This is a genomic window from Marinobacter sp. B-12 (assembly GCF_056857915.1).
The window spans coordinates 107,914-133,829 of sequence record NZ_JBSXOB010000061.1 but is presented as its reverse complement, the minus strand read 5'-3'; the positions used below and the strand labels follow the sequence as shown (position 1 = coordinate 133,829).

At 57.4% G+C, this 25,916-nt stretch carries 25 protein-coding genes; 15 read left to right on the top strand and 10 right to left on the bottom strand.

Annotated features, from left to right (window positions below):
• Nucleotides 1-28 precede the first annotated feature (28 nt).
• The gene (locus tag AC13D2_RS15910) at nt 29-1,711 is read right to left on the bottom strand and encodes an AMP-binding protein (protein ID WP_300492779.1); all 1,683 of its coding nucleotides are present in this window, start codon (nt 1,709-1,711) and stop codon (nt 29-31) included.
• 208 nt (nt 1,712-1,919) lie between these two features.
• Here AC13D2_RS15910 and AC13D2_RS15905 point away from each other — a divergent pair, with 208 nt between their 5' ends.
• A complete protein-coding gene (locus AC13D2_RS15905) occupies nt 1,920-2,834 on the top strand; it encodes a glutathione S-transferase family protein (protein WP_292049833.1) in 915 nt (304 codons plus the stop codon).
• Nucleotides 2,835-2,898: 64 nt separating this feature from the next.
• Here AC13D2_RS15905 and AC13D2_RS15900 read toward each other — a convergent pair whose 3' ends face one another.
• Genes AC13D2_RS15900 through AC13D2_RS15890 form a run of 3 tightly spaced genes read right to left on the bottom strand, consistent with a single transcriptional unit; the run spans nt 2,899 to nt 4,958 of the window.
• Nucleotides 2,899-3,525 (bottom strand): TPM domain-containing protein, encoded by a 627-nt coding sequence (locus tag AC13D2_RS15900; RefSeq protein WP_292049834.1) that lies wholly within the window; start codon nt 3,523-3,525, stop codon nt 2,899-2,901.
• Between the two features lie 60 nt (nt 3,526-3,585).
• Nucleotides 3,586-4,341: a TPM domain-containing protein gene (locus AC13D2_RS15895; protein ID WP_482938907.1), complete on the bottom strand. Its 756-nt coding sequence runs from the start codon at nt 4,339-4,341 to the stop codon at nt 3,586-3,588.
• On the bottom strand, nt 4,341-4,958 hold the full coding sequence (locus tag AC13D2_RS15890; protein ID WP_482938906.1) for a LemA family protein: 618 nt from the start codon (nt 4,956-4,958) through the stop codon (nt 4,341-4,343). The genes AC13D2_RS15895 and AC13D2_RS15890 overlap by 1 nt, the downstream gene beginning before the upstream one ends.
• Before the next feature lie 191 nt (nt 4,959-5,149).
• On the opposite strand from AC13D2_RS15890, the gene AC13D2_RS15885 reads away from it, so the two are divergent.
• The gene (locus AC13D2_RS15885; protein ID WP_482938905.1) at nt 5,150-5,425 is read left to right on the top strand and encodes a YebG family protein; all 276 of its coding nucleotides are present in this window, start codon (nt 5,150-5,152) and stop codon (nt 5,423-5,425) included.
• Between the two features lie 24 nt (nt 5,426-5,449).
• Here the strand turns inward: AC13D2_RS15885 and AC13D2_RS15880 are convergent, their stop codons facing one another.
• Nucleotides 5,450-5,878, bottom strand: a complete 429-nt coding sequence (locus tag AC13D2_RS15880) for an Lrp/AsnC family transcriptional regulator (protein WP_300492785.1) — start codon at nt 5,876-5,878, stop codon at nt 5,450-5,452.
• A 130-nt stretch (nt 5,879-6,008) separates the two neighbouring features.
• Here AC13D2_RS15880 and AC13D2_RS15875 point away from each other — a divergent pair, with 130 nt between their 5' ends.
• A complete protein-coding gene (locus AC13D2_RS15875) occupies nt 6,009-7,145 on the top strand; it encodes an arginine N-succinyltransferase (protein WP_482938904.1) in 1,137 nt (378 codons plus the stop codon).
• Entirely contained in the window at nt 7,132-7,938 is an 807-nt protein-coding gene (locus AC13D2_RS15870) for a DUF1338 domain-containing protein (RefSeq protein WP_300492791.1), read from the top strand. Before AC13D2_RS15875 ends, AC13D2_RS15870 begins: the two co-directional genes overlap by 14 nt.
• A 12-nt stretch (nt 7,939-7,950) precedes the next feature.
• Here AC13D2_RS15870 and AC13D2_RS15865 read toward each other — a convergent pair whose 3' ends face one another.
• A complete protein-coding gene (locus AC13D2_RS15865; protein ID WP_300492794.1) occupies nt 7,951-8,823 on the bottom strand; it encodes a diacylglycerol/lipid kinase family protein in 873 nt (290 codons plus the stop codon).
• Nucleotides 8,824-8,957: 134 nt separating this feature from the next.
• On the opposite strand from AC13D2_RS15865, the gene AC13D2_RS15860 reads away from it, so the two are divergent.
• Entirely contained in the window at nt 8,958-9,743 is a 786-nt protein-coding gene (locus AC13D2_RS15860) for a ZIP family metal transporter (RefSeq protein WP_421911165.1), read from the top strand.
• Here the strand turns inward: AC13D2_RS15860 and AC13D2_RS15855 are convergent.
• Nucleotides 9,740-10,528 (bottom strand): TSUP family transporter, encoded by a 789-nt coding sequence (locus AC13D2_RS15855; protein WP_292049842.1) that lies wholly within the window; start codon nt 10,526-10,528, stop codon nt 9,740-9,742. The genes AC13D2_RS15860 and AC13D2_RS15855 overlap by 4 nt on opposite strands.
• Nucleotides 10,529-10,763: 235 nt before the next feature.
• On the opposite strand from AC13D2_RS15855, the gene AC13D2_RS15850 reads away from it, so the two are divergent.
• The gene (locus AC13D2_RS15850) at nt 10,764-11,429 is read left to right on the top strand and encodes an AbiTii domain-containing protein (RefSeq protein WP_482938903.1); all 666 of its coding nucleotides are present in this window, start codon (nt 10,764-10,766) and stop codon (nt 11,427-11,429) included.
• Nucleotides 11,430-11,442: 13 nt separating this feature from the next.
• Here the strand turns inward: AC13D2_RS15850 and AC13D2_RS15845 are convergent, their stop codons facing one another.
• Nucleotides 11,443-12,510, bottom strand: coding sequence for a peptidoglycan -binding protein (locus tag AC13D2_RS15845; protein WP_482938902.1), 1,068 nt, complete (start codon nt 12,508-12,510; stop codon nt 11,443-11,445).
• A gap of 12 nt (nt 12,511-12,522) precedes the next feature.
• Nucleotides 12,523-13,245, bottom strand: coding sequence for a hypothetical protein (locus tag AC13D2_RS15840; RefSeq protein ID WP_007152636.1), 723 nt, complete (start codon nt 13,243-13,245; stop codon nt 12,523-12,525).
• Nucleotides 13,246-13,580: 335 nt separating this feature from the next.
• Here AC13D2_RS15840 and AC13D2_RS15835 point away from each other — a divergent pair, with 335 nt between their 5' ends.
• The 9 genes from AC13D2_RS15835 (at nt 13,581) to AC13D2_RS15795 (ending at nt 24,911) form a co-directional block, all read left to right on the top strand.
• Nucleotides 13,581-17,282, top strand: coding sequence for a DUF1631 family protein (locus AC13D2_RS15835; RefSeq protein WP_482938901.1), 3,702 nt, complete (start codon nt 13,581-13,583; stop codon nt 17,280-17,282).
• Nucleotides 17,283-17,318: 36 nt separating this feature from the next.
• Nucleotides 17,319-17,603 carry an Rdx family protein gene (locus AC13D2_RS15830; protein WP_278367796.1) on the top strand — a complete coding sequence of 95 codons (285 nt, stop codon included), beginning with the start codon at nt 17,319-17,321 and terminating at the stop codon, nt 17,601-17,603.
• Between the two features lie 165 nt (nt 17,604-17,768).
• On the top strand, nt 17,769-18,476 hold the full coding sequence (locus tag AC13D2_RS15825; RefSeq protein WP_292049846.1) for a DUF3581 family protein: 708 nt from the start codon (nt 17,769-17,771) through the stop codon (nt 18,474-18,476).
• Nucleotides 18,477-18,480: 4 nt separating this feature from the next.
• Nucleotides 18,481-18,939 carry a DUF4112 domain-containing protein gene (locus AC13D2_RS15820; protein WP_482938900.1) on the top strand — a complete coding sequence of 153 codons (459 nt, stop codon included), beginning with the start codon at nt 18,481-18,483 and terminating at the stop codon, nt 18,937-18,939.
• A gap of 100 nt (nt 18,940-19,039) precedes the next feature.
• Nucleotides 19,040-19,258 carry a hypothetical protein gene (locus AC13D2_RS15815; protein WP_278367799.1) on the top strand — a complete coding sequence of 73 codons (219 nt, stop codon included), beginning with the start codon at nt 19,040-19,042 and terminating at the stop codon, nt 19,256-19,258.
• Between the two features lie 51 nt (nt 19,259-19,309).
• Nucleotides 19,310-21,193 (top strand): N-acyl-D-amino-acid deacylase family protein, encoded by a 1,884-nt coding sequence (locus AC13D2_RS15810; RefSeq protein ID WP_482938899.1) that lies wholly within the window; start codon nt 19,310-19,312, stop codon nt 21,191-21,193.
• A gap of 358 nt (nt 21,194-21,551) precedes the next feature.
• On the top strand, nt 21,552-22,394 hold the full coding sequence (locus tag AC13D2_RS15805; RefSeq protein WP_278367801.1) for a formate/nitrite transporter family protein: 843 nt from the start codon (nt 21,552-21,554) through the stop codon (nt 22,392-22,394).
• Between the two features lie 7 nt (nt 22,395-22,401).
• A complete protein-coding gene (locus AC13D2_RS15800) occupies nt 22,402-24,120 on the top strand; it encodes a bifunctional protein-serine/threonine kinase/phosphatase (protein ID WP_278367803.1) in 1,719 nt (572 codons plus the stop codon).
• A 47-nt stretch (nt 24,121-24,167) separates the two neighbouring features.
• Nucleotides 24,168-24,911, top strand: a complete 744-nt coding sequence (locus AC13D2_RS15795) for a maleate cis-trans isomerase family protein (RefSeq protein WP_278367804.1) — start codon at nt 24,168-24,170, stop codon at nt 24,909-24,911.
• Here AC13D2_RS15795 and AC13D2_RS15790 read toward each other — a convergent pair.
• Nucleotides 24,908-25,801, bottom strand: a complete 894-nt coding sequence (locus tag AC13D2_RS15790) for a DMT family transporter (protein WP_292049849.1) — start codon at nt 25,799-25,801, stop codon at nt 24,908-24,910. The genes AC13D2_RS15795 and AC13D2_RS15790 overlap by 4 nt on opposite strands.
• Nucleotides 25,802-25,916: the final 115 nt, after the last annotated feature.

Genomic DNA, 25,916 nt, shown 5'->3' with positions numbered 1-25,916 from the left:
CAGGCCCACCGGTGTTTTCGTTTTGGGATCAGAACTCCCAGATCACCTTTTGCTTCTTGCCAAACCACTCGTCCATTTTGCGGTTATAGAAGTCCTCGATCACATTCCGCTTGATCTTCATGGTGGGTGTGAGCATGCCGTTTTCCATGGTCCAGGGTTCTTTCACCACGACCACGAACGCCAGCTTCTCATGAGCCTCGCACTCACTGTTAACGGCGTCCAGCTCCGCTGCCAGCTCCCTCTCCAGCTCATCACGACTGCCACCGGCTTCCAGCGCTTCCCGTGCTTCTTCGGATAACAGGACCATCAGGCAGGGCTGAGGTTGATTGGCTCCCGCCACACACACAACCTCTGCCTTGGGATGATTAAAGCGGCTTTCAATGGGCACTGGCACCACATACTTGCCCTTGGAGGTTTTGAACAGATCCTTGACACGGCCAGTGATGCGCAGATACCCCTCGCTGTCGATCTCTCCCATATCCCCGGTTTTAAGGAAGCCGTCCTCGGTAACGTCCTCGCGGGTCTTTTCTTCGTTTTTATAGTAGCCCAGCATCTGGCCGGGGCTCTTCACCTGCACTTCGCCATTCTCAGCCAGACGATGCTCCGCACCAGGATTGGTGACACCCACGGTACCCACTTTGGCCCGGCCCGGGCGGTTGGCGTGAGAATAGCCGAAGTTCTCCGACATCCCATACACCTCCAGCAGTTCCAGCCCAAGGTTCCGGTACCAGGCAATAATTTCGCCCGAGAGCGGTGCCGCCCCTGTCAGGGCCGCACGGCAGTGATCCAGACCCAACTGCTTCAATACCTTCTTCTTCACCAGCTTGTTCAGTACCGGAATATTGAACAGCACCTTCTGCTTCTTCGGCGGCAACTTGCTGTTAATGGCCAGATAGAACTTCATCCACAGCCTGGGCACCGAGAAGAACAGGGTCGGCCGGGCCCGCTGCAAATCTTCCTGGAAGGTGTCCAGGGAATTGGCAAAATACAGGTGGAACCCGTAATAAAGCGACTGGGTTTCCACGGCCGCACGTTCAGCAACGTGGGCAAGGGGCAGATAGGAAAGCATTCTTTCATCCTGGGTGACCGGGAATATCTGCTGCAGCCCATCGGCGACGGAAATCATGGTGCGAAAACTGTGCATAACGCCTTTAGGGCGACCGGTGCTTCCAGACGTATAAACCAGGGTGGCCAGGTCATCAGGGTCCGGCAAACTGGGCTCTGCCGGCTGCTGCTGGGCGATAATGTCCAGCCACTTCGGCGTGTCGTCCCGGGGTGACATCGGCAAAGAGATAACCGGCATGTCCCCGGGAATATGACCCTTGATATCGTTCCAGCCATCCGCCTTGCCGTCCAACTTCCCCAGGAACAGCAGTTTTGCTTCGCTGTGCTCCAGCACATAGGCTGCGGTGTCACCATTGAGCGTCGGGTATAGCGGAACTGAAACGTGGCCGGCAGCCCAAATGGCAAGGTCTGACAGGATCCAGTGCGCGCTGTTCTTGCCCAGAATGGCGACATTGCTGCGTTCCGGCAAGCCCATGATTGCCAGGTGAGCCGACATTCGGGACACCTGGTCGGCGGCCTGTTTCCAGGTAATGTCTTCGGTGGTGCCATCTGGAAAGGGCTGGGTCAGGTATACCTTGTCGGGCGTTTGCTTTGCCCAGTAGTACAGGCAATGGAGGGACGTTTGCTTGTTGCTGTCTGCAGCCATCAAGGGCTCCTTATTGTTGTCGTCTTCTCGGACGTTATTTTTAGGCAACTAAAGCATAGTACCTGTATTTCCGGTTTCCTCAAGCCTGGACGAAGGTGACGGGCCGGCTGGCCCACACGGACAACTCCCGGCCTTTCACCCAACGGGATTGCAGGGTAACCTCCCGGATCGCGCCAGATAACATTGCCAAATAAGGATGGGTTACCCCATGCAAGAGTTCACTCTGTACCACTACGCCATGTCGCCTTTTTCCGAGAAGGTTCGGGTCATGCTGGGCTACGCCGGCCTATCCTGGCAGTCCGTTATTGTCCGGGAGATGCCGCCCCGGCCTATGCTTTCTGCGCTGGCTGGCGGTTATCGCAAGGTTCCCGTGGCCCAGAGTGGTGCCGATGTATTCTGCGACAGCCGCGCCATCGCTGACGAAATCGCGCGTCTGAGTGGAAAACCGGAACTGAGCCTGGCCAACCAGCCGCAAGCAGTCATCGACTTCGTGCGAACCACGGACCTTGAGGTGTTTCTTGCCTGCGTGATTGCCGCCAGCGATGGCCGTCTGTTGCGGAAACTGATCCGCGACACGTCGCTGCTGAACACCTTACGCTTCCTCAACGACCGCATCACCATGGGCACAAGGTCCCGCGTGAAAGCAGTACGAGGGCCGCAGGCAAAAGCCAAGGTTATGGCGCACATCGAAACCATGGAGTCGATGCTGGAGAAAGACTTCCTGTTTGGTGACACCCCCTGCATCGCGGATTTTTCGGCCTACCATGGTCTGTGGTTTGTCTGCGATCTGGCGGGCAAGCCCTGGCTGCGGGACACTCCCAAGGTGGCAGCATGGCTTGAGCGAATGAAAGCCTTCGGACACGGCAAACATAGGGAGATCACCGCCGACCAGGCATTGGACATTGCCCGCAATGAAACGCCAAGAGCCATTGAGTCTGCCGGTGATAATGATTTAACAGGCAAGAATGTCGAAGTCGCACCCGATGACTACGGGCGCGACCCGGTCGCAGGACGCCTGGTGTTCGCCGATGAGCAAACCCTGATTCTGGAGCGTTCCCACGCGCGTGTCGGGCAGGTCCATGTCCACTTCCCGAAACAGGGCTATGCGATCAAGCCGGCCTGATGCCTCAGGCCGGTTCGCCATCCGGGCCGGTTCTTTCAAAAACTGCCGACACCGACGGCAGGCATCAAGAATGTTTCGGTATTAGCACCAGATGATTAGGCAATTCGTTTTTCTCGCGGGTTGCGGGCAACTGCTCCCGCAGGTGCTGGCCGCAACTTTCGATGCAACCGAGAAAGCCGGCCAGGGTGTCGCCACTGCGAACCTGATTGGTAAAGGTGCCGACAATATCTTCCCAAACCCCGTCGCTGACCTTATCGGCAATGCCCTGATCCACCAGGATTTCAACATAGTGTTCCGCTTCCGACACGAAAATCAGCATGCCAACGCCGCCCTCGGTGTGATGAAGATCCTGCTCCAGAAATTGCCGCCGGGCCATGTTGGAAGCCCGCCAGAAGCGAACAGCCCTGGGAACCAGATGGTGCCCCACACCCGGAAACCGAAACAACAGGCATAACACGATAAAGGTTACCCACTGGACCACCAGCAACCAGTCCGCGCCCAGCGAACCGGTAAAGTAATTGATCGCTCCGGGCACCAGTAGTGCAATAACCCCGGCCCAGAGCAGGGGTATATACGAATAATCATCGGAGGCTGCGGCGAGCACCGTTACCAGCTCCGCGTCGGTCTCACGCTCCACCTCTGTGATGGCCGCAGCCACCTGTTGTTGCTCACTGTCTGTTAGTAACGTCATGTTCGTTCCGGTGTTGCTGAATCAATAGGTTCGCTGTCTACTCACGTTGAAGCGCCGGTGCTACCAACCACCGGAGGCACCGCCACCGCCGAAGCCACCGCCTCCGCCGCTGAAACCACCACCGCCAAAACCGCCGCCGCGACCTCCACCAAGACCACCAGCGAGTGCACCGGCCAGCAGTGCACTGCGGCCACCACGGCCCCCGCCGACGCCACCCCTGAAGAACGCAATCAACACAATGACGAAAAACAGGATGCCTAATGCCGGATGGGGCCGGTCATCCTCGACCGTGGAGCGCCTGGACTTAGGCACCGCAAGTGGCTCACCACCCAATACCTGAACCATGGCCGCAGCACCGTTGGCAATGCCGGTGGCGAAATCACCCTGCCTGAACGCCGGGGTAATGATCTGGTTGATGATGGTGGCGGATGTGGCGTCGGTCAGACGACCTTCGAGGCCGTAGCCAACCTCGATGCGAATCCGCCGCTCTTCCTTGGCAACCATCAGCAGCGCACCGTTGTCTTCACCTTCCTGGCCAATGCCCCAGTGACGACCCAACTGGTAGCCAAAGTCTTCAATGGCATAGCCCTGGAGATCCGGCAATGTCACCACAACCACCTGTTCGGTCGTTGATTGCTCGTGGGCCTCCAGCATCTGGCTTAGGCGACGTTCAACTTTGGCGGGCAACATGTCGGCCTGATCCACCACGCGACCGGTCAGTTCAGGGAAATCAGGAGTGGACTGCGCATGGGCACTGGCCTGGCACAGCACAATCAACGCCAGAAGAACGATAACGGGGTGGAAGCGAACCGGCATCAGAACTCCACCTGTGGCGCTTCCTGGGCATCGGGGGTGGTGGCCTCGAAGTTGGCCCGCAGCTCAAGGTCGCTGTAAAGCATGCTGTGCCAGAGACGGCCCGGGAAAGTCCGGATTTCGGTGTTGTAGCGTTCAACCGCCTGGATAAAGTCACGCCTTGCAACCGAGATACGGTTCTCCGTACCCTCCAGTTGCGACTGCAACGCTAGGAAGTTCTGGTTTGACTTCAGATCCGGATAGCGTTCGGAAACCGCCATCAGGCGGCTAAGCGCACTGCTGAGCTCACCCTGCACCTGTTGGAACTGTTTCAGTTTTTCTGGGTTATTAAGAATGCTTTCGTCGACCTGAATAGAGGTGGCCTTTGAGCGGGCTTCGGTGACCGCCGTCAGGGTTTCCTGTTCCTGATCCGCAAAACCCTTCACCGTTTCAACGAGGTTCGGCACCAGATCCGCACGCCGCTGGTACTGGTTTTCCACCTGCGCCCATGCCGACTTCACCTGCTCGTCATACGTTGGAATGTTGTTAATCCCGCAGCCCGTGAGCAGCATGGCCAGCAAGACCAGGCTTGCAAGCTGAAAAGGCGTTCGGTCCGAGCGGGCCATGGGTCGGTCGTGCATAACGTATCGTTTCCTTGATGGTAGGTCTGGTCATCGTCGGCCTAAGACACTATCACATTTCCCCGCCCGACATCTGCCACGCAGGCGGACCAAAACACTGTATACATATACAGATACCTTGAGTATACTCACCGCAGATTCAATGAACCCCACCAGACACGACACCGTGCGGGAACACACTGGAGAAAGTCATGGCCGTACAAGCGCTGTATTACTCGGAGAGGGATGGACTGAAGATGGCACTGAAACACCCCGACACAATGCTCTTCTCGTCCAAAGCCGAAGCCGATGCCCGGGACAAAGTCCTGGAGCTGGCCGAGGAAATCACCCAGTTTCTGCAGGCGCGGGTAGACGGCCTGGATGAAGCCATGGCGGAAAAGGCGGCTCTCGCCATTGCTGAGGAAAAGGACCTGTTCGCCAAGGCCCTGAAAAAACCCTCGTTACTGAACGAACCCACCGACGCATAATCGTAAACGGGCGGGAAGAACGTATTAACGCCGGAAACGCGTCTCCAGAACCACTGCCGAATTGGTTCGCTCCACGCCCTCAAGATTACCGATCTCATCCAGAACAGCGCTCAGTTCTTCCAGGGACTGGGCCTGGACAATGGCAATCAGGTCGTACTCACCGCTGACAGAATACAGTTGGGATACCTGGCTAATCTGTTCCAGGGCCGCGTTTGTTCGAGCCGTCAGCTTCTGGAAAACCTTGATCGACACATGGGCCTCCACCTGGCTTGCCGTGTACTCGCCCCCAAGCTCAACGGAATACCCGCGAATCACGCCGCTCGCTTCGAGCTTTGCAATACGGTTCTGCACCGTTGAGCGCGACAGATCCAGTGCCCTGGCCAGGTCCGAGACACTGCAACGGGCATTCTGGCGCAGATGTAAAAGCAGCCGTTGGTCCTGCTTGCTGATCATATCGACATCGTTCCTGGTCAAATTGCCATAATATATCATCATTTATCATTTTTTGACGCTACAAAATGGCACCACACCCCATCATACTGGCCCTGCCACTCTCCGCTTCCAACGGTCAGCAGATGAGGACATGTCTATGATTATCCGCCCGGTTGCCCTCTCAGACCTCGCCGCTCTGCAGCAGATTGCCGTGGAATCCGGCCCCGGTTTTACCTCACTGGTTGATGACCGTGACTTCCTGATCCAGAAAATCCGCCATTCCATGGACAGTTTTGACCGCCATACCGACACCCCGGGCGACGAAGGCTATCTGTTCGTGTTGGAAGACCCGGAAACCAGGGAAATCATGGGAACCACCGGCATTGAAGCCTCAGTAGGCATACGACGCCCGCTGTATCACTATCATCGCAGCCAGGTCGTTCACCACTCGCCGGAACTGAATCTGCTCCGCCGATTGGAAGTCCTCAACATGTGCAATCACTACACCGGTTGCAGCGAGATCTGCACACTGTTCCTGCGGCCTAAGTTTCGGCGCGCGCACGCGGGCAAGCTGCTCTCCCGGGTTCGCTTTCTGTTTATGGCCCAGCATCCGCAGCGTTTTGCCGAGACTGTCATCGCTGAAATGCGGGGCATCTCGGACGCAGGCGGACAGTCGCCTTTCTGGGATTGGTTGCGGACCCATTTCGTGGATCTTGATTTCAGCACGGTGACACGCATGGTGGGCACGGGCGACAATGGCTTTATCGCCGACCTGATGCCCCGACACCCGCTCTACACCCATTTGATGGACGAAGACGCCCGCACGGTTATCGGGCAGGTACACCCGCACACCCGTCCGGCCCTGGCCATGCTCGAAGCCGAAGGGTTCCGCCACAATGGCTACGTGGATCTTTTTGATGCCGGCCCGACCGTTGAGGCAAGGCTGGCCGATATCCGCTCGGTATCGTCGTCCATAGGCTGCCGCATCCAGATCGTCGATGATGTGCGACCGACGCTCGAGGAATGGAACCGGGGCGGCCAGGGTCGGCTTTTGGCCATCACCAACACCGAAACCGCGGATTTCCGCGCCACCGTCACCAGTGCGGCCAGGTACCTGCCTGCCCACAACCTCCTGCAGGTGCCGTCCGCACTGGCAAAGTCACTCCATCTGCGCAACGATGGGGACGTCCGATTCATGGAACTCGCAACACAGAATGGCGCCCTGACCACTGCGACCACCGCCATTCCACTGCGCCAACAACAGGAGGCAATCCATGCACACCGATAGAGATACATTGTTCCGCCATCTTTGGGACAATTACTGCGAGGTGACACCCTCGGCACAGGACATCCACCGGTTGCTGGACGACACCCAGGGTGGCGACATCGTGAACGACCACATTGCCCTGCGCACCTTCAATCTTGAGAAGGTAAACCTGGATAAACTGGCCGCGCACTTCCTGGCACTGGGGTATCACGAAGGCGGCGACTACCACTTCGACGCCAAGAAACTCTATGCGAAACACTACGAGCACCCGGATCCAGATGCCCCCAAGGTTTTCATTTCCGAATTGCTGGTCGATCAGTGTTCCAGGTCACTGCAAGACATTGTGGAAGACCTGGTGAGCCAGATGGATCCGGCAGTCGTTACCCGGGACGACTTCCTCTATTCCGGTCGGCACTGGGATGTCGACCATGCCACCTATCAAAACCTGCTCGAAGAAAGTGAATACGCAGCCTGGGTAGCCGCCTGGGGTTATCGGGCCAACCATTTTACGGTGAGCATCAATCATCTCAGCCGATTTAAAACCGTGGCTGAAATCAATCAGACCCTCAAGGACAACGGCTATCGCGTGAACAGTTCCGGAGGTGAGATCAAAGGCTCGCCGCAAGAGCTGCTGGAACAGTCTTCCACCATGGCGGACCGTGCCAGCGTCCGGTTTTCGGATCAGACGGCGGCCATACCGAGCTGTTTCTACGAATTCGCACGTCGATATGCAAAGCCTGACGGAGAGCTCTACAGTGGCTTTGTCGCCGCCTCGGCGGATAAGATTTTCGAGAGCACGGACAGCCGGGCCTGAAGGCCAACGCCTTCAGGTCGTTACCAGTTCCTCGCAGATGACCTTCAGGCAGGCTGGCCTGCAGCGAGCGCGAAGTGGTGTATGGCCAGCGATGTCTCCATCCATGGTCACAGTTCGGCGGGAACGGGTGGAGATCGACACGGTCGGGCTTTTGAGGTGAACCACCGTACTGGTTCGTTTCGGGGAGTGACGGCTCAACCGTACCGTCAGAAAGGCAATAAAAAGCTGGAACAGCGAACGCGGCCTCACAGCCACGACATCCAACTGACCATCCCCCGCCGATGCCTGGGGAATCTCGTTGCCACCGCCGAAAAAGGCACCGGAGGAAACCGCAATGGTCAACCATCGCCCGGCCACGGTTCCCTTTTCCGTTTCGATGAGGCCATGGAATCCCCGGTACACCCGCAGTTTCTGCAGCAACGCTACGCCATAGCTGAAGCGACCAAGTAGTCGTTTGGCGTCCGCCGATGACTCCTGAACCGGCAGTGTGCCGAGCCCAATATGAGCCACATTCAGAAACAGACCATTTTCGGCCGTGGCAACGTCCAGCATACGGGTCCGTCCCGCCGAGATCAGGTTGCAGATATGCTGGGGATCGTCGGGCAGCCCCAGGTTGCGGGCAAAATCATTGGCGGTCCCGGAAGGCAGAACCGCAAGGGTAGCGCCGGTATCGAGACAAAAACCGGCCGCCGCATTTACTGAGCCATCGCCTCCGGCCGCGAGGATGAAGTCCCTGGGGCCCACCTCTGCGGTCCAGCTCTTATCGTCAAGACTGCAATCCCGGATATCGACAATGCCCGCACTTTCCAGGTAACTTCGCCAGAACTCGGCGCCACGACTGTCCTTTTCCCCGGCTTTGGGGTTGGCCATCAACCAGTAAACCATTGCATACCGTCTTTCTGAGTCTATTTTGGATTTTTGACGTACTAAGGTATAAGCCATGGTAGCGGAACTTGCCATCAACATGGTCAAGGTTTAACGGCGCTGTAACGCCGCCACCGACGAACTAAGGGAGGCCAATGCTGGAAGATGTCAATGTTGTCTGGCTAGGGTCGATTGCCAGCCTGCTGGCAGGCCTCGGGACAGGTGTCGGCGCCCTCGGTGTGTTCCTGGTCAGGAAACTCACACCACAACTGCAGGACGGCATGCTCAGCGCGGCTGCGGGGGTCATGCTGGCGGCGTCGTTCTTTTCGTTACTGCTTCCGGGTATCGAGTACGGCGAGGAATTGACCGGTGCCACCTGGAGCGCCGCGTTGATGGTTATCGCCGGCCTTCTCATGGGCGCGGGCCTGCTCTTCAGCATCCACCAGCGGCTGCCCCACGAACACTTCACCCTCGGCCGGGAAGGTCCGGACGGCGCACGTATCCGCCGGATATGGCTGTTCATCATCGCCATTGCCCTGCACAACTTTCCCGAAGGTATGGCCGTTGGCGTCGGCTTTGCCGGTGGTGACATCGGTAATGGGGTTGCCCTGGCGGTGGGTATCGGGCTTCAGAACATTCCGGAAGGTCTCGCCGTGGCCGTCTCCCTGCTGGCCATTGAGCATTCACGCCTGAAATCCTTCGGCATCGCCGTGCTGACCGGGCTGCTGGAGCCCGTTGGCGGACTTTTCGGCAGCACCATGGTGTGGCTGGCAGAACCCATCATGCCGTGGACCCTCGGCTTTGCAGCGGGTGCCATGCTGTTCATTATCAGTGATGAGATCATCCCCGAGACCCATCGTGGCCGCTTCAAGACCCTCGCCACCTTTTCGCTTCTGGGTGGCTTCGTCATCATGATGTTCCTTGACGCCACGCTGGGTTAACCGGGAAACAACACCCTCGCCATACCGATGCTGCTGACGATCAACAGAACAACGCCCAGTACCCGGAAGAAGATAGGTGTTTCCGCCCTCAGCATGCGGTCGTGAACGTAAAGCCCGATGACATGACCAATGGCAGCGCAGGGTAACAGCCACAAGTGGTGAATCAGCTGCAAGTCTACCCCCACCCAGATAAACGCCGCCATCTTGATCACCACCAGGATGAACCAGAGTGCGAACAGGGTGTCCCGCAAACGCTCTTTCGGCAGATGCTGCGCCACGACGGCGATAATCAAAGGGGCTCCAATCAGTGACGTACCGCTGATGTAGCCGCCCACCATCAGAAACACCGCATCCACAGCCCGGCTACCGCTGCGAAAAGGCCGGTCCAGGATGTAGGAGACCGAGTACAGGGACACGATCACAAAGATAATGGTGCTCATGATCTCTGACGGCAGTGTGATCAGGCCGAACACCCCGATCAGCTTGGGCACAATCATGATCGCCAGAATCCGCCAGAGATAATGCCAGTCGACCGTACCCACGACCGCCACGCCATCATCATCCGTACCCGACGACTTGCGATTGTTCATCCAGATGGTCAGGGAGGAAAACACCAGAAGGTGCACCGCAATGATGGGCAGGAATACCAGCGGATCGTCCAGCACCAGCAGCAGAAAGGGCAGCGACAGGACCGCTCCGCCGAATCCCAGTCCGGAACGGACAAACCCGCTCCAGATAAAAATCAGGCCAATCAGGACATACTGGTATAACGCCAAGTCAGACATAGAGGTATCGGGGTTCCGGGAGCCAGATTCGCGAATACAAAGGGGTATGAGCATACCTGCCGGACAGCCCTTACTTCCAGTAACAAAGCGGCTACTTTTCTACAACGGAAGAGATTACAAAAAACGCCTAGTTTTTAATCAATGCTTCCGGTAAAGCCGCCGGACAGAGTTTCCGACAAGAACAACAGCCAGGCAGAAGGTGCACCCTTCTGCCCGTGGTAAATGGAGAACAGCCATGTCAGCAGCAGTTGATCATCTGGACGAACGGCTCCGGGACGACGGAGAATCACTTGAGGAGATCATGCCCTCAGCCATCACCCTGGCCATGATGCTGCGCCAGCGAACCATGGCGGCGTGGATGCGAATAGAGTTTGACGGCTACAGCGACACCTCGGAGCTTCCTCCTTACCGGCGCGACGTTCCTGGCCATATCGTGGCCCGTTCACCTCAGTATGGCTGGATTCCCGCCCCGGTTGACGACAAGCAGAAGCAGGACTTCGGCCATCGAGACATGCCAGAAGGCGTCAAATCCCTGGAAAAAACCTGTATGGCCTGCAAGAAAGGCACGGGCCACCGCATTGTTTTCGACAAAGAGGAAATGGCCACGCTTCAGGCGCATATCAACCTGACCGCCGAACTGGCCATTACCATCAGCAGGGACAGCTATAACAAGCTGCTTCGCGTTGTTCGCTGCGCGCTGTACCTCTGGGAACAGGAACTCATGGAACACGGTCTCAGTGGGGACCACAACTCCTACAGCGCACAGGAACGGGACAAGGTCGCCCACCTTGATGACCCTGAGAAGTTCTGGCGCAAGGCGCTTGAGGATAACGCCGATCTGCCCATTCCCGACGTGCGGGAAACGGGGTTCTTCGAACGTTTCTTCGGGCGGACGGGCTGACAGCCTCTGGCATTTAACGGTCCGTCAGCTTGATCTCGATACGTCGGTTCTGTCGCAGCGCCTCGGCAGAACCGCCTGAAGCAACCGGAAAAAATTCCCCGAAACCGGCAGCCACCATGCGGTTCTGGGGAACACCTTCAGAGGCGAGGTAGCGTACGACGGCCACGGCCCTGGCCGTGGAGAGCTCCCAGTTCGAGGGAAACGCTTCGGTATTGATTGGAATGCGGTCGGTGTGACCGTCGATGCGCAGAATCCAGTCAATATCCCCTGGAATGGCCGCCACCACATCGAGCAGAACTCCAGCCAGCTTGTCCAGCTCCTGCCGGCCTTCCTGCCCAAGACTGGCGGAGCCGGAGGCAAACAGCAATTCCGAAGGTAACAGGAAGCGATCGCCGACGATGCGGATGTTCTCGTTATCCCGCAGGATATCCCGCAACCTGCCAAAGAACTCAGACTGATAGCGTTCCAGCTCATTGACTCGTTCGGCAAGCAATGTATTCAGGCGCTTCCCCACCTCTTCCAACTCGGCTTCCTTCTCCGCGGTGAGATCCTCCTGTAACCGCAACGCAGCGGTGATGCGACTGAGCTGATCCTGCAGCGCCGAAATCTGGTTCGAGAGCTGCAGGATGATCGCGCGCTGGGAAGCCGTCAGCTGCTCCTCATCCTCCAACTCCGACTCCGCACTGGCGATTGCCTTGCCAAGATCCTCAACCCGCAGGGCCTGGGCTTCAGCGTTGTATTGCTGCTCCAACCGCCGGGCCTTCTCCTCCTCCAGTTCCTCACTAAGCCTGTCGTTCAGCGCAAGGCTCTCGCTGAAGCGGTTCTGAACCGCGGCCATCTCGTTCTCCAGGGCGGCGGTTTCCTCCTGCTCAAGACCGAGCAGCCGGGAAATTTCCTGCAAGCGGCTGTTGAGCCTCGCCAGTTCCGAATCCCGATCCGAGAGGGTTTGCGACAGGTACAACTGACTGACCACGTAGATCAACAGCATGAAGATGATCAACATCAGTAATGCCGACAGGGCATCGACGTATCCGGGCCATACGTTGATGCTGCTGCGGGTTCGACGCCGGGAACCGATCATGGGATGGGCCTGCTATCGCGGATCATCGTCAACCCGGTCCACGAGATTGGTTACGCCAGTCAGCCATTCCTCCAGGCCGTCGTAAAACCGGTTCTGGGCGTGGCCCGCCTGGATATCCAGAAAACCCAGTACCAATGAGCCACCAAGCCCCAGCAACGACGAGCTGAACGCCGTGCCCATGCCCTCCAGCGGCTCAAGCAGGCCGGACTGCAAGCCAGCAAACACCTTGCCGAAATCCTCCTGGCTCATGTCCAGGTTTACGATGACGGCGCCCACGGAATTGATGGTTCCAAGCAGGCCCCAGAAGGTGCCAAGCAACCCCAGGAAGATAAGAAGACTGATGAAATAGCGGGTAATTTCCCGCTGTTCGTCCATGCGGCTGTGGATGCCATCCAGCACCGTACGCAACGACATGGTGGATAACGAGAAGCGATCGCGCTTGGAGTCGTCATCCAACTGTCGCGCCAGCGGCTTCAGAAGACGGGGTTCCTGCAATACCGAGAGCCCGGCATTGCCGGTGCGGAACTGCGCAATCCAGCGCATTTCCGGAAACAGTACAAATACCTGGCGATAGGTGATGGCAATGCCGACCAGGAGCACACAAACAATTAACAGGTTGAACACCCAGTTCGCCATAAACGCGGCCTGTAACGGTTTGTGGATCAGTGCACAAACCACCACAACGACCACCAGGAACAGCGTCATCCAGAAAAGGGTATGCTTGGGATTGCTCATTAACGCCACCGCATTCGTCGGGAAACACGTTAAAAGCTAGCACAAGCTTGCCATTACTGCTGTCCACAACCCCACTGGTTGCGTTAAGGATTTGTTACCACCGCTTCAACGCCCGTAGCGTTGAACGATACTGTCCAGGGCGCCGCTATCTCGCGCTTCATCAAGCGCTGCCTGGAAATCTTCCACAATAGCCGCAGATAAAAATCAACCACGCTATCGGAATAAACAGATTTTCCGCCTAAACTGGTCTACCGTGATGAGTGAAGAAGTTAAAACTTGAATGCATGTCTATGGAATTGTTGGCAGCCAGCCTTAGCCTGCCCAGGACCCCGTTTATGACAGAAAGCCAGTCCCGTATTACCGGCCTCCGTCAAAACGCTCTCATCGTTGTTCGCGGTTTCATTCCTTGCGGATGTGAGCTGGTTGCGGCCTCTTCCGGCGGCGACGGCGCTCAAGTGACACTGGCGAATCTCACATCACCTGGTTTGACACAACACCTGAACGGGTCGGATCGCACCCGCGCGGAACTGTTTCTGTTTGATGGCCATCGCCCTACTCGTGTGAGGGGTGACCTACAAACTGCCAATGTGGACAGCGTGCGGATGACCAGCGATCCCCACGATGCGGAAACCGTTGAATACCTGCGACAACTGCCACAAAGGATTCCTGGCCAGTTCGCACCTCCCCCCGCTAGCTTGCCGTCGATGAAAGACGCCTACCAAAAACACACCCGGCGCCTGCTGGGCACATTGGTAGCCGACTTCATCGACCAGGCCTGCGAGGGGATCGGGAACGACCTCGAACATGCAGCGGAAGTGCGTGAGATCACCCGTCTGAAGGACATGCGCTTTATCTTCAACAGTCGCGGGGAGCAGTTGTATCGGGATTTTACGCTTCAGTTCCAGGCGTTCGACCGCCAGCTCAACCCGAGCACAGTCGACGACAGCCAAAGCGGCGAACTCAGGGTTGTGGAACAGCATGTCTTTGAGGACTGGCTGGAACTCCAGATGGTGGCATCCGAGCTCGCCAGCAAACACTCCAATACTCTGTTCGTGCTCAGTCAGTTGCTTAACCAGCTTTTTTCCTGCGATATCAGCGACCGCAGCAACCCTCTTTCACCATTGTCACTGTGCACCTGCCTGCAATTCTCCATTGATCGGCTTGGCATTGCCCGAGAGCATCGAGGCACGCTTTACCTTGCTTTCGAGACCGTGCTGGACGACCTTTGGCCCCGGGCCGCAGAGTCTCTGAACCGCGACCTCCGTGCGGCGGGCCTGCTGGCACTCGATCTGACCAGCCTGCCTTCCAACTGGTCGCTGAGGGAATCTGACAAGGTCCGGGAAGCTCCAGCAGACACGCCCCACGCTGAAGCATCGGTGGACGATTCCACGCCCCCTGCGGCACCCGCATCGGCCCCCGGGCGTTCGTTACTCCGCCTGATGAGCCTACAGCACGATGCCAGCAACCTGCGGGATACCTGGCCACGCACCAACCCGCAGTTTACTGCTGAACTGCGACCGCACAGGGACGATCTGCGCAAGGTGCTGGGAGAGCCGGGCCCCAGCATGGAGGAGGCTATTCGACATCTGGCATCGTCCAATCCGGATCTGGAACAGGCACTTGACGACGGGACGTGGGACAAAGTCACCCTTGTGGATCGCCTGTTTGCGCCACTGGAGCGCGAACAGGGGCTGAACAGAACGCTGAGGGAACAGCTTGAACAGTTGAGACTTCCGGTTCTGGAGGTCCTGCTTGAGACCTCGGAATTCCTCGACAGTGACAACCATCCGGCCAGGACCATCGTCAACGACCTCATGCGCCTCTGCCTGGCTGAGCGGAGTTCAAGCCGCAACCTGGAACAGACGGTGACCGGGATTATCGACGAACTCATCCAGACGGAAGAACGGGATGAAGCGTTTTACCGGTCCATTGGTACCCGGTTGAGGGGCCTGGTAGAGCGACAGGAACAATCGTTCCAGAGGAACTCCGAACGTATCGCCAAGACCCTGGAAGGCAAAGAGCGCCTGCGCCAGACGCGGCTCGGCGTGCAGCGACGCCTGAACATGATCCTCGCGGGCAAGGCCGCTCCAACGGTACTACTTGATCTGCTGAACGCAGGCTGGGAGCAGCTGATTGTATTGGCGGTATTGCGGGAAGGCGCCGAGAGCCAGACCGCAACCAGCTTCATCAACATCGTTGAACAGATTCGCCTCTGGCTATCGGACGGTGAAACCAGCAAGGATCTCGCGTTTGAACGGGAACTGGAAAGCGATGCATTGATCCAGCTTATTGACAGAGAGCTGCGCACTGTCGGTGAAGTGTCTCCGGTTCGCGAGGTGGTGGCGAGGCTGACCCGGGAATTGCATCAGCATACATCAAGCGAGACTGTGACCCTCGACGCCTATCCCCCGGGTTCCTGCCAGCAGAAGGAAGCGGAGGTCTCTACAGAGTCAGTTGATACCCGCTGGGCCAGGCGTGCCCAGGATATTGGCGTGGGTGATTGGGTTGAGATTGCCCTCGACAACGGTGAAAGACGGCGCATGCGACTGGTCTGGGGTGGCAAGGACGTCTTTCGCTTTGTGTTCCTTTCGCCCCAGGGACTGGGAGAGGTGAGTTATCAATACTCCGAGTTCGTGTCGAGATTGGCCCGCGGTGATGCGTGGCTCGTCAAGCAGGGCGACATTCCCTTTGTCGACCAGAGCCTGTTCGACATCGTTCAGGAGGTCTACAGCAAGCTCAACTTCGAAGCCACTCACGACGCCCTCACGGGATGTCTTCACCGGCATGATTTCGAGAAGCAGTTGGCCCAGGCTCTGTCAGCAATGGACGACAACCCTTGCAGTCATACCCTGATGGTGTTCGACATCGATGAATTCAGTGTGATCAACGCCACCTATGGCACCGGCATCGGAGACGAGCTACTGAAACGGTTTGCCTCCCTGCTTCAGGAACAGGCGTCACGACACTCCGGCGATCACTGCATCGGGCGACTGGGAGGCAACGAATTCGCGTTGCTGGCCAAAAAGATGCCGTTGGAGGAAGGGCTGGACTTCTCCGAACGGCTGCGCGACGCCTTTCGAACGGAGTCACATACCGTTGGCGACACCGAGTTCTCCACCACCCTAAGCGCGAGCGTATGCCCTTTCGAAGACACTTTGCGCTCCGCTGGCGAACTGATGAACCAGGCAAACCTGGCACTCAAATCCGCCAAGCGAAAGGGCGGAAACGGCGTTGAACGGGTTCGGGAGCAATCCCAGCAAGTGCCCGCTTCGGGCCCCCTGTGGGTACCCGAAATTGACCGCAGCATACGCGACGACAGCCTTTACCTGCGGGCACAGCGGATCCTTCCCCTGACCGGCGGCAGCAAGGGTGACATGTACGAACTGCTGTTGGGCCTTCAGAACTCCTCCGGCCAGGAAATTTCCCCACAGAGTTACATTGAGGCCGCAGAACAGTTCCGCCGCAGTTCCCGCGTTGACCTTTGGGTGATTGACGAAGCAATAGGCTGGATGGAAGAGCACCCAGACGCTATGGAGAACATCCATACGTTCAACATCAACCTCTCCGGTGCGTCATTGAGTGACGATGCCTTCCTGTTCGCCCTGGAAACCAGGATGAAGCAGCACAACGCCCTCACCCACCAAATCTGTTTTGAAGTCACCGAGACGTCCGCCGTTGCCAATCTGCATTACGCCGCCGACTTCATGACCGAAATGAAACGGCTTGGATGTCGGTTTGCGCTGGACGACTTCGGAACCGGCCTGTCCTCCTACGCCTACCTGCAGAAACTACCGGTGGATTACGTCAAGGTGGACGGTATTTTCGTCCGCGACATGGCCAGCAACCTGACCAACTATGCGCTGGTTAGGTCCATCACCGAGCTGTGTCATTTCCTCGACATGAAAACCATCGCCGAATACGTGGAAGACATGGAGACACTGGAACTGCTTAAGGAGATCCAGGTAGATTTCGGGCAGGGATTCTGTATTGCAAAACCCCGACGGATGGATAGCCTGGGGGCCACCGCAAAAGCCTGAAACACTACAATCACCAGAGTCAACGGGAGACCGCCCATGCCAAACAGCGTAAAGATCACCTACTGTACCGGCTGCAAGTGGATGCTTCGATCCGCCTGGATGGCTCAGGAACTGTTGAGCACCTTTGAGGAAGAACTGAATGAACTGACCCTGATACCGGGTACTGGCGGCATTTTCGAAATTCACGTCAATGGAAAACGCATCTGGTCACGGAAGGAACAGCAAGGCTTTCCGGACATCCGGGAACTGAAGCAGCTGGTCCGCAATGAAGTCTCGCCTGATCGATCACTTGGCCATACCGACGGAGTACCCACAGCCTGAGAGCCCTGGCGTGCCTGGGAACTGGCCGCAGTCATCGCCGGGCGACCCAACGAAACCAATTATTTGCGCCCAGGCCTTAGACATTGGTTTCGTAGTGTCTTGCTGCAAAAGACGTTTCAGGCCACTATCATGGCTTCTCTATTTGCGAAAACGAAAAGGCAACGCATGTTTCTTGAACGCTACCACGCCACCCAGAACGGACTCGTACTGATCAGCGCGACCCAGGCCAGTCGATTTGCCAAGGAGGTGGCGGGTGACTTCAATCCGATCCACAATCCGGATGCCCGGCGTTTCTGTGTGCCCGGAGACCTACTGTTTGCCTTGCTGGTTTCACACTTCGGGCTGTCCCGACAGATGACCTTCCATTTTCGTAGCCTGCTGGGTGAAAACGTTCCATTGGACTTCCGCGAGGACGATGACGGCTTGATCCGCGTCTACGATCAGAAAGGCAAGGTCTACATCGAAGTGGAACGCAGTGGTGAGCGGACCCACGATGAAACCGTAATTGAGAACTTCACCCGCTGTTACGTGGCCGCTTCCGGAAAGAACTTTCCCCACACGCTCAAACCGTTGATGGAGAATGAAGGCGTGATGTTCAACCCAGACCGGCCAATGATCATGTATCAGAGCATGAGCCTCGCTTTGAATACTCTTGATGCGCCGACTACTGATCTTGAACTCCACAACGCTGAACTTAAGCCGGACGGGAAGCGCGGCAATGTTTCGCTGGACTACCGACTGATCTCGGACGGTAACGTTACTGGCGAGGTTTCCAAAAAGCTGGTGGTCAGCGGACTTCGTGACTATGACGCCGAGGCCATGGAGGCCGTGGTCGAGGAGTTCTATCGGCTCAAGGAAAAATCCTGGGACTGATGGGATGTCAACGCCAGTAAGCCAGAACGACAAACAGGCAGCCCTGGCCCGCCTGAACCGATTCAGTCAGATGGCCGACAACGCCATCGTCATACCCTTCACGCGCTTTCGAATCGGCCTGGAGCCCATCATCGGCCTTGTGCCGGTATTGGGCGACCTGGCCGGGTTGCTCATGTCCTGTTACGTGCTTCTGGAAGCACACCGTGCTGGTGCCAGCCCTCGGGTCAAACAGCAAATGGTCAGGAATATGCTGATCGACTTTTTCGGTGGGCTTGTTCCCATCGTTGGCGACATCTTCGACTTCGCCTGGAAGGCCAATGTCCGGAATACCCAACTGCTCCGGGAACATCTGGAAACCGAGCTGAGCGTACAACAAAAACCGCGGTTTCCCTGGGGACAACTCCTGATGATCGCGGGGGGCCTGGCCGTAATCACCGCCCTTGTGGTGGTGTTTGCTCTCTGACTCAGGGTCACTACGGATTTATCCCCAACGCTTTCTGGCCTTAACTCTGTAGGTGTCACCCTATGCATGTCACTCCGTCATCACCAAGAGGACAGACAACATGGCAAAGACCCAATGCTCCAACTGTGGAGCCAGCCTCCCCCTTGAAACACCTAAATGCCCGGAATGCGGGAGCCTTCAGAGTTCCAGGCCCAAAATGATTATCGGCGCGGCCGGCGTTCTGATCGCAGCCCTGGCCATCGTGCTCGGCGCCATCTATGTTATAGCCAAGGACGAACCCGCCAATCCGGCCGGTAGCACCACCGAGATCAGGCCCTGACGTACGGTCCGGCTACGCGGGAAAACCACAACAACAGACCGTGAGGCACGCATGAGCGATACCGCACCCGATACAGCCTGGGATTACCTGGTCCAGGGCGCCAAGGTCTTCGACGGTATTGGCGAATTACCTGTCCGCGAGGACATCGCCATCGCAGATGGCAGGGTCGCAGCACGAGGGCAGGATCTTGACCCGCAAAAAGCACGTAAGGTCATCGATGCCACTGAACGCTGGGCCATGCCAGGGTTGTTTGACATCCATACCCATTATGACCTGGAGCTGGAGGTTGCCCCTGGCCTGCCGGAATCCGTGCGCCACGGCACCACTACGGTTGTTATTGCCAACTGCAGCCTGGGGCTGGCGTTTGGCGCACAACGCAAGGACGGTGCAGACCCGATTGTGGATTGTTACGCCCGTGTGGAAAATATTCCCAAGGAGGTCCTACGGGCAACCGCTGATCGAGTGGACTGGAAAAACCCGAAAGAGTACCTCCAGCACCTGAACCGCCTTAGCCTCGGCCCAAACCTGGTCACCATGGTGCCCCACTCCATGCTGCGGATCGAAGTAATGGGTTTTGACGCCAGCATCTCCCGCGATCCGACGGAAGATGAGCTCAAAGCTATGGAGTCATTGCTGGAGCAGGCCATGGACGACGGCTATGCCGGCTTCTCAACCGATGCCCTGCCGTTCCATTACCTGGCCAACCAGCCCAATACCCGCAAGACCATACCCACGCAGTTTGCGAAATACCCGGAAATCAAACGGCTGACGGAGGTCGTGCGGCGCAAGGGTGGTGTCTGGCAGGCCACGCCACCAAAAGACAGCACGATAGACACCATCAAGACCTTTCTTCTCAGCTGTGGCCTGCTCCATGGCAAACCACTCAGAACAACGGTGGTGGCAGCCCTGGACGTACAAAGCAACCGCAAGATCGTGCGGCTGGCGAGGTTGCTGGCCCGGGTTCTCAATTCCCGTCTTTTGCGGGGTGACTTCCACCTGCAGGCCCTGGCCGCCCCCTTCAAGGTATGGTCTGATGGCGCCGTAACGCCGCTCTCCGAGGAGATTGAAGAACTGCGCATTCTCAATGAGACCGAACTGGAGGACCGTGAAGGCCGACAGAAAATCCTCAACGATCCAGCCTACATCGAATCATTCAAGGCCATGTGGATGAGCGGCAAAACCGGTTTTGGTCCCAAGCGTCTCAAACGTCTGGTACGCCTTGAGGATTACGCCTTCAACCGCACCCTGGCGGACATGACCATCGACGTATGCCCCCTGCAGGAATGGCAAGGCCATACCTTCGCCGATGTCTTCGCGCGGGTGAACGCCGCCAACGCAGGAAAAGCACTCGAAGTCAGCGATGCAGAACGGGCCCTGCTAAAAGACCACTTCTCCGGGGTGAAAGACGAAGGCGATTTCGTGCTGGCTATGCTGCGGGCGTTCGACCGTGATCTGAGCTGGTATACCGTGTCCGCGAACCGGAACGAACGCGTTGTCCGAAAGCTGCTGATGGACCGACAACTTCTGCCTGGCTTCAATGACAGTGGTGCCCATCTCACCAACATGGCCTTTTACGATGGCAACCTCAGAGCCCTGAAGCTGGCCTCGGACGGCGGCGACATTGACGTCGCGTACATGGTACGCCGTCTCACCCGTGACCCTGCCCGTGTATTTGGCGTCAAAGGGGGTGGCATTGAAGTGGGCGATCAGGCCGACCTTATCCTGATTGATCCGTCAGCTCTGCGTCGCATGGACCACAACAATACGGTGCACCGTCAGTACCGGGATGCCTTTCAGCACGAGCAACTGGTGAATCGCACCGACGGAGTCGTGCCCCTGGTCATGATTGCCGGTCATCCAGCGTGGCACGGAAAGGCGTTCGACAGTGCACTGGGCCAGAAAAAGATGGGCACCGTATTGGACACCACCTTCTGACACCTGCTCAGGCGCCATGTCAGAACGGGTTCCGTTTCGGGGCAAACGAGCTCTGTACGCACTAATTTGAATCACGCCGGGTTCAATCCAGGCTCTTACCCCATTGTCTGGCTACCGGCTCATCGCAGGCGCGACCTCTACCTGATTAATTTTAAAGGGCTTTTGCTCAAAAGGCAGATTCAGGCATGGGTCTTGCCTAGAACTAGATGACATTAACCAGCGAACACCGGGCCCTTCGAGCCCCCAGAAAATAGAACACTATCTGGACAACGGCGTCCTCACCAACCTGACACTCGGGTTGTGTAGGCGCCGTTTTTTTATGCCCGGAAATAATCACCGTTGAATGAGGTAATCAAGAATGTCCTATCTAGTTCCGTCAGAGTTCGTCACCAAGATGGTAGACGCGGGTGAATCCAAGGTTCACATGTCGACCCGAGATACACTGATACGCGCGTTCATGGCCGGTGCTATTCTTGCGCTGGCTGCCGTTTTTGCGGTCACCGTTGCGGTGCAGAGCGGTAGCTTCCTGCTCGGAGCCGTGCTCTTCCCCGTCGGTTTCTGCATGCTGTACCTGATGGGTTTCGACCTGCTTACCGGGGTTTTCATGCTCACTCCGCTTGCCCTGTTGGATAGACGTCCTGGGGTTTCCCCTAGCGCCATCCTCCGCAATTGGGGCCTGGTTTTCGTCGGTAACTTTGCTGGTGCGCTGACCGTCGCGTTCATGATGGCGTTTATCTTCACCTACGGCTTTAACACGGAGCCTGGAGCCGTCGCCGAAAAAATTGCCGGCGTTGGTGAAGCCCGTACTCTCGGTTATGCGGAATACGGCGCGGCCGGCTGGTTTACCATCTTTATCCGCGGCATGCTGTGCAACTGGATGGTCTCCATGGGGGTGGTCGGTGCCATGATCTCGACCAATGTCGGCGGCAAGGTGCTGGCGATGTGGATGCCAATCATGCTGTTCTTCTTCATGGGCTTCGAGCATTCCGTTGTGAACATGTTCCTGTTCCCGTTCGGCATCATCGTGGGCGGCGGTTTCTCGGTGATGGACTACCTGGTCTGGAACGAAATCCCCACGGTGCTGGGCAATCTGGTTGGCGGCCTCGCCTTTACCGGTCTGACCCTGTACACCACCCACATTCGCACCGGCGCCAAGCGCCAGGTCTCCAAGACCGCCAGCGTCGATCGCGTGCCAGCCTGATTGCCCAATGAGCAATCGCCTGAAGGTCTCTGTGGGACAGTATTCCGACAGAGGCCGCAAACCCTCCAACCAGGATTTTCACGGCTGCACCATGCCCGCCGAGCCACGACTCGGGATGAAGGGCATGGCCTTCGCCATGGCAGACGGCATCAGCAGCAGTGACGTCAGCCACATCGCCAGCGAAACCGCCGTCAAAAGCTTCCTTGACGACTACTTCTGTACGTCCGAGGCATGGTCAGTCCGCAAATCCGCCGAACGGGTTCTGACGGCCACCAACTCGTGGCTACATGCACAGACCCGCAACGGCCCGTACCGGTATGAGAAAGATAAGGGTTATGTCTGCACCCTGAGCGCCCTGGTCGTGAAGGCCTCCACCGCGTATCTGTTTCACGTCGGTGACACCCGGATTTACCGGCTGCGGGAAAACGCCCTGGAACAGCTCACCAATGATCACCGGCTGTGGGTCTCCCAGCAAGAAAACTACCTGAGCCGGGCATTGGGGGTGGATTCACTGCTGGAAATTGATCACCAGTCATTGCCGCTGCAGGAAGAGGATATTTTTATCCTCGCCACCGATGGCGTTTACGAACACACCAGTGCGCAGCAGTTTATAAACATCATCACCCGATACTCATCAGACCTGGACACTGCCGCCAAAGCGGTGGTCGAAGGTGCCTATGACAGCGGAAGTGACGACAACCTCAGCGTGCAGATTATTCGCGTGGACCAACTGCCGGATCGGAAAACCGCAGAAATTTCCCGGCAGGTGGAATCCTTACCCTTTCCACCCATACTGGAAGCACGGCAAGCCTTTGACGGCTACACCATACTTCGGGAACTACACGCTACCAGCCGCAGCCATGTGTATCTGGCGCTGGATACTGAAACGGACACACAGATAATCCTGAAAACCCCGTCCATCGACCTGAGAGGCGACCCGGGATACCTTGAGCGGTTCCTGATGGAAGAGTGGATCGCACGGCGGGTGAACAGCGCCCACGTTCTCAAAGCTGGCATGCAGGACCGACAGCGCAATTACCTTTACACGGTGACCGAATACATCGAGGGCCAGACCCTCAAACAATGGCTGATCGACAACCCCAAACCAGACCTGGAAACCGTGCGAGGTATCGTGGCGCAGGTAGCCCGCGGGCTCTATGCGCTGCACCGCATGGAGATCCTGCATCAGGATATCCGGCCCGATAACATCATGATCGACACCAACGGCACGGTAAAAATCATCGATTTCGGGTCCGCCCGGGTGGCCGGTATCGTGGAAGCCACCACTCTGGAGCCCAACGAGATACCTGGCACCGCAATCTACATGGCACCGGAATACTTCATGGGTGAAACCGGCACCACCCGCTCAGATCTCTACTCACTGGGCGTACTCTGCTATCACATGCTGTCTGGTCGGTTCCCCTACGGCACCCAGGTGGCCAAATCCCGCACCGCCTCTGCCATGCGCAGGCTCAACTACACCTCCGTTCTTGACGATGACCGGGAAATTCCCGCCTGGATCGATGAGACCATCAAAAGGGCCGTGCACCCGACCCCGGACAAACGGTACCAGGAACTCTCGGAGTTCACATTCGACCTGAGACACCCCAACCAGACTTACCTCAACAAAAGCCGACCGCCACTGCTGGAACGCAATCCCGTAGCGTTCTGGCAATGCGTCTCGGCCCTGCTTGCCGGTGCTGTGATCTACTTGCTCAGTCGTTGAGACACAACGTGTTGCCAACACTGGCAGAACTCTAATACTGTTCAGATATGGACAAGAACACATCAACTCCCCACATCGCCTTTCTTTACCCTGGATACGCTGCCGAGGATGACTACCCTCGTCTGGCCGGAATGATCTCGACACCGGCAGAGGTGAGCGTCATACATACGGCGTTCGATGAAGATGCACATACCATTAAAGCACTGACCGAAATGGGAAGCCCGGAGCGGCTTCAAGAAGGGGCCGAGCAACTGAAAGATGCGAGTATGGAAGCCGTTCTATGGACGTCCACCAGTGCCAGTTTCGTTCGTGGCATCGACGGTATAGGGGAACAGATCGAGACGCTCGAAAGCCTGCTTCACATCCCGGCCTCCACCACGGCCATGGCGTTCGCCAGGGCCGTTACCGCCATCAACGCCAGGCGGGTCGCCATCGCGGCTACCTACCCGCGTGACATAGCCCTGCTGTTCAAAACGTTTCTGGAGCACTTTGATATCGAGGTAGTGCACATAACCTGTCGTGACATTATTACGGCGGCTGAGGTCGGCACGCTGGAGAAAGAGGCCGTGCTACAGTTCGCGACGGACAATGATCACCCGGACGCAGATGCGGTATTGATTCCCGATACCGCATTGCATTCCGCAGCCTGGCTGGAAGACCTGGAGGCAGCGGCGGGCAAACCGGTACTGACCGCCAACCAGGTCAGCTTCTGGGAGGGCCTGAGGCTGTGTGGCAAACTCACCCCGCAATCCGGCTTGGGCACCCTGTTCCGGGTGAACCCCTGGAACTAGGCCGTCTGTTTTCGCTGCTGCGTTACCACCAGCGCAACCCCGGTGATGGAGATAACACCCCCAATCATCGCAAGTACGCCCAGCCTTTCATCAAAGAGCCAGTATGCTTCCAGCGCTGTTACGGGCGGTACCAGATAGAAAAGACTGGCCACCTGCGAGGCCGCGCCGCGTCGAATCAGCCACATCAGTAGCAGTATCGCCCCGATGGAAACACCGAACACCAGCCAGACCATCGACCAGATCAACGGCTGAGCCCACACCACCTCGCGGGTTTCAAACGCAAAAGCACCAACGGCAAAAAACGTTGCCGCAGCACTGTACTGAATGAACGTACCTGCGACGAGATCCGACTGAGTGCCGTTACGTTTCTGGTACACAGTGCCCAGAGATATCCCGCCCAGGGACAGTGCAGCCCAGAGCAGGGTCCAAAGCGGGAAATCAGAGGCGGAAGCCCCACCGCCGAACTTTTCCAGCAACACCAGTGTTACACCGACCAGGCCCAGCGCCAGGCCCAGCCATTGCCGACTCGAGACACTTTCCTTCAGCACCAGAATAGCCACGGCCGACGTTACCAGCGGCTGCAGGCCGACAATAAGCGACACGATTCCCGATGGCATGCCCCCCTGGATCGCGTAGTAAACCCCGCCCAGATAACAGCCATGCACCAGCAGACCAGTGACCGCCAGGTGACCGGCACCACGCCAACCGGGCCAGCGGGTTTTCATTATCCAGGCGAGTACGCTGAGTAGTACCAGCGTAAACAGCATGCGTATCAGCAGGAGGGTAAACGGCTCAGCAAAGGGTAAGCCATACTTGGCGCCAATGAAGCCCGTGCTCCACAGCCAAACAAAGAGCGCCGGCACAAAAAATGAGTAGAAAATCGGGGGCATACGGTTAACCGAGAGGCAGACGAATGTGAGTCTGCCCACTGTAACCCGTGACAGGCAAACAAAACAGATACAGTAAATGAAATTAACAACCGGTACAGATGATCAGAGTGACCCT

What these genes read in the sequence shown, in the direction of transcription:
- AC13D2_RS15910 (WP_300492779.1), bottom strand. Translation starts at nt 1,711, where the DNA reads ATGGCTGCAGACAGCAACAAGCAAACGTCCCTCCATTGCCTGTACTAC.
- AC13D2_RS15905 (WP_292049833.1), top strand. Translation starts at nt 1,920, where the DNA reads ATGCAAGAGTTCACTCTGTACCACTACGCCATGTCGCCTTTTTCCGAG.
- AC13D2_RS15900 (WP_292049834.1), bottom strand. Translation starts at nt 3,525, where the DNA reads ATGACGTTACTAACAGACAGTGAGCAACAACAGGTGGCTGCGGCCATC.
- AC13D2_RS15895 (WP_482938907.1), bottom strand. Translation starts at nt 4,341, where the DNA reads ATGCCGGTTCGCTTCCACCCCGTTATCGTTCTTCTGGCGTTGATTGTG.
- AC13D2_RS15890 (WP_482938906.1), bottom strand. Translation starts at nt 4,958, where the DNA reads ATGCACGACCGACCCATGGCCCGCTCGGACCGAACGCCTTTTCAGCTT.
- AC13D2_RS15885 (WP_482938905.1), top strand. Translation starts at nt 5,150, where the DNA reads ATGGCCGTACAAGCGCTGTATTACTCGGAGAGGGATGGACTGAAGATG.
- AC13D2_RS15880 (WP_300492785.1), bottom strand. Translation starts at nt 5,878, where the DNA reads ATGATCAGCAAGCAGGACCAACGGCTGCTTTTACATCTGCGCCAGAAT.
- AC13D2_RS15875 (WP_482938904.1), top strand. Translation starts at nt 6,009, where the DNA reads ATGTCTATGATTATCCGCCCGGTTGCCCTCTCAGACCTCGCCGCTCTG.
- AC13D2_RS15870 (WP_300492791.1), top strand. Translation starts at nt 7,132, where the DNA reads ATGCACACCGATAGAGATACATTGTTCCGCCATCTTTGGGACAATTAC.
- AC13D2_RS15865 (WP_300492794.1), bottom strand. Translation starts at nt 8,823, where the DNA reads ATGGTTTACTGGTTGATGGCCAACCCCAAAGCCGGGGAAAAGGACAGT.
- AC13D2_RS15860 (WP_421911165.1), top strand. Translation starts at nt 8,958, where the DNA reads ATGCTGGAAGATGTCAATGTTGTCTGGCTAGGGTCGATTGCCAGCCTG.
- AC13D2_RS15855 (WP_292049842.1), bottom strand. Translation starts at nt 10,528, where the DNA reads ATGTCTGACTTGGCGTTATACCAGTATGTCCTGATTGGCCTGATTTTT.
- AC13D2_RS15850 (WP_482938903.1), top strand. Translation starts at nt 10,764, where the DNA reads ATGTCAGCAGCAGTTGATCATCTGGACGAACGGCTCCGGGACGACGGA.
- AC13D2_RS15845 (WP_482938902.1), bottom strand. Translation starts at nt 12,510, where the DNA reads ATGATCGGTTCCCGGCGTCGAACCCGCAGCAGCATCAACGTATGGCCC.
- AC13D2_RS15840 (WP_007152636.1), bottom strand. Translation starts at nt 13,245, where the DNA reads ATGAGCAATCCCAAGCATACCCTTTTCTGGATGACGCTGTTCCTGGTG.
- AC13D2_RS15835 (WP_482938901.1), top strand. Translation starts at nt 13,581, where the DNA reads ATGACAGAAAGCCAGTCCCGTATTACCGGCCTCCGTCAAAACGCTCTC.
- AC13D2_RS15830 (WP_278367796.1), top strand. Translation starts at nt 17,319, where the DNA reads ATGCCAAACAGCGTAAAGATCACCTACTGTACCGGCTGCAAGTGGATG.
- AC13D2_RS15825 (WP_292049846.1), top strand. Translation starts at nt 17,769, where the DNA reads ATGTTTCTTGAACGCTACCACGCCACCCAGAACGGACTCGTACTGATC.
- AC13D2_RS15820 (WP_482938900.1), top strand. Translation starts at nt 18,481, where the DNA reads ATGTCAACGCCAGTAAGCCAGAACGACAAACAGGCAGCCCTGGCCCGC.
- AC13D2_RS15815 (WP_278367799.1), top strand. Translation starts at nt 19,040, where the DNA reads ATGGCAAAGACCCAATGCTCCAACTGTGGAGCCAGCCTCCCCCTTGAA.
- AC13D2_RS15810 (WP_482938899.1), top strand. Translation starts at nt 19,310, where the DNA reads ATGAGCGATACCGCACCCGATACAGCCTGGGATTACCTGGTCCAGGGC.
- AC13D2_RS15805 (WP_278367801.1), top strand. Translation starts at nt 21,552, where the DNA reads ATGTCCTATCTAGTTCCGTCAGAGTTCGTCACCAAGATGGTAGACGCG.
- AC13D2_RS15800 (WP_278367803.1), top strand. Translation starts at nt 22,402, where the DNA reads ATGAGCAATCGCCTGAAGGTCTCTGTGGGACAGTATTCCGACAGAGGC.
- AC13D2_RS15795 (WP_278367804.1), top strand. Translation starts at nt 24,168, where the DNA reads ATGGACAAGAACACATCAACTCCCCACATCGCCTTTCTTTACCCTGGA.
- AC13D2_RS15790 (WP_292049849.1), bottom strand. Translation starts at nt 25,801, where the DNA reads ATGCCCCCGATTTTCTACTCATTTTTTGTGCCGGCGCTCTTTGTTTGG.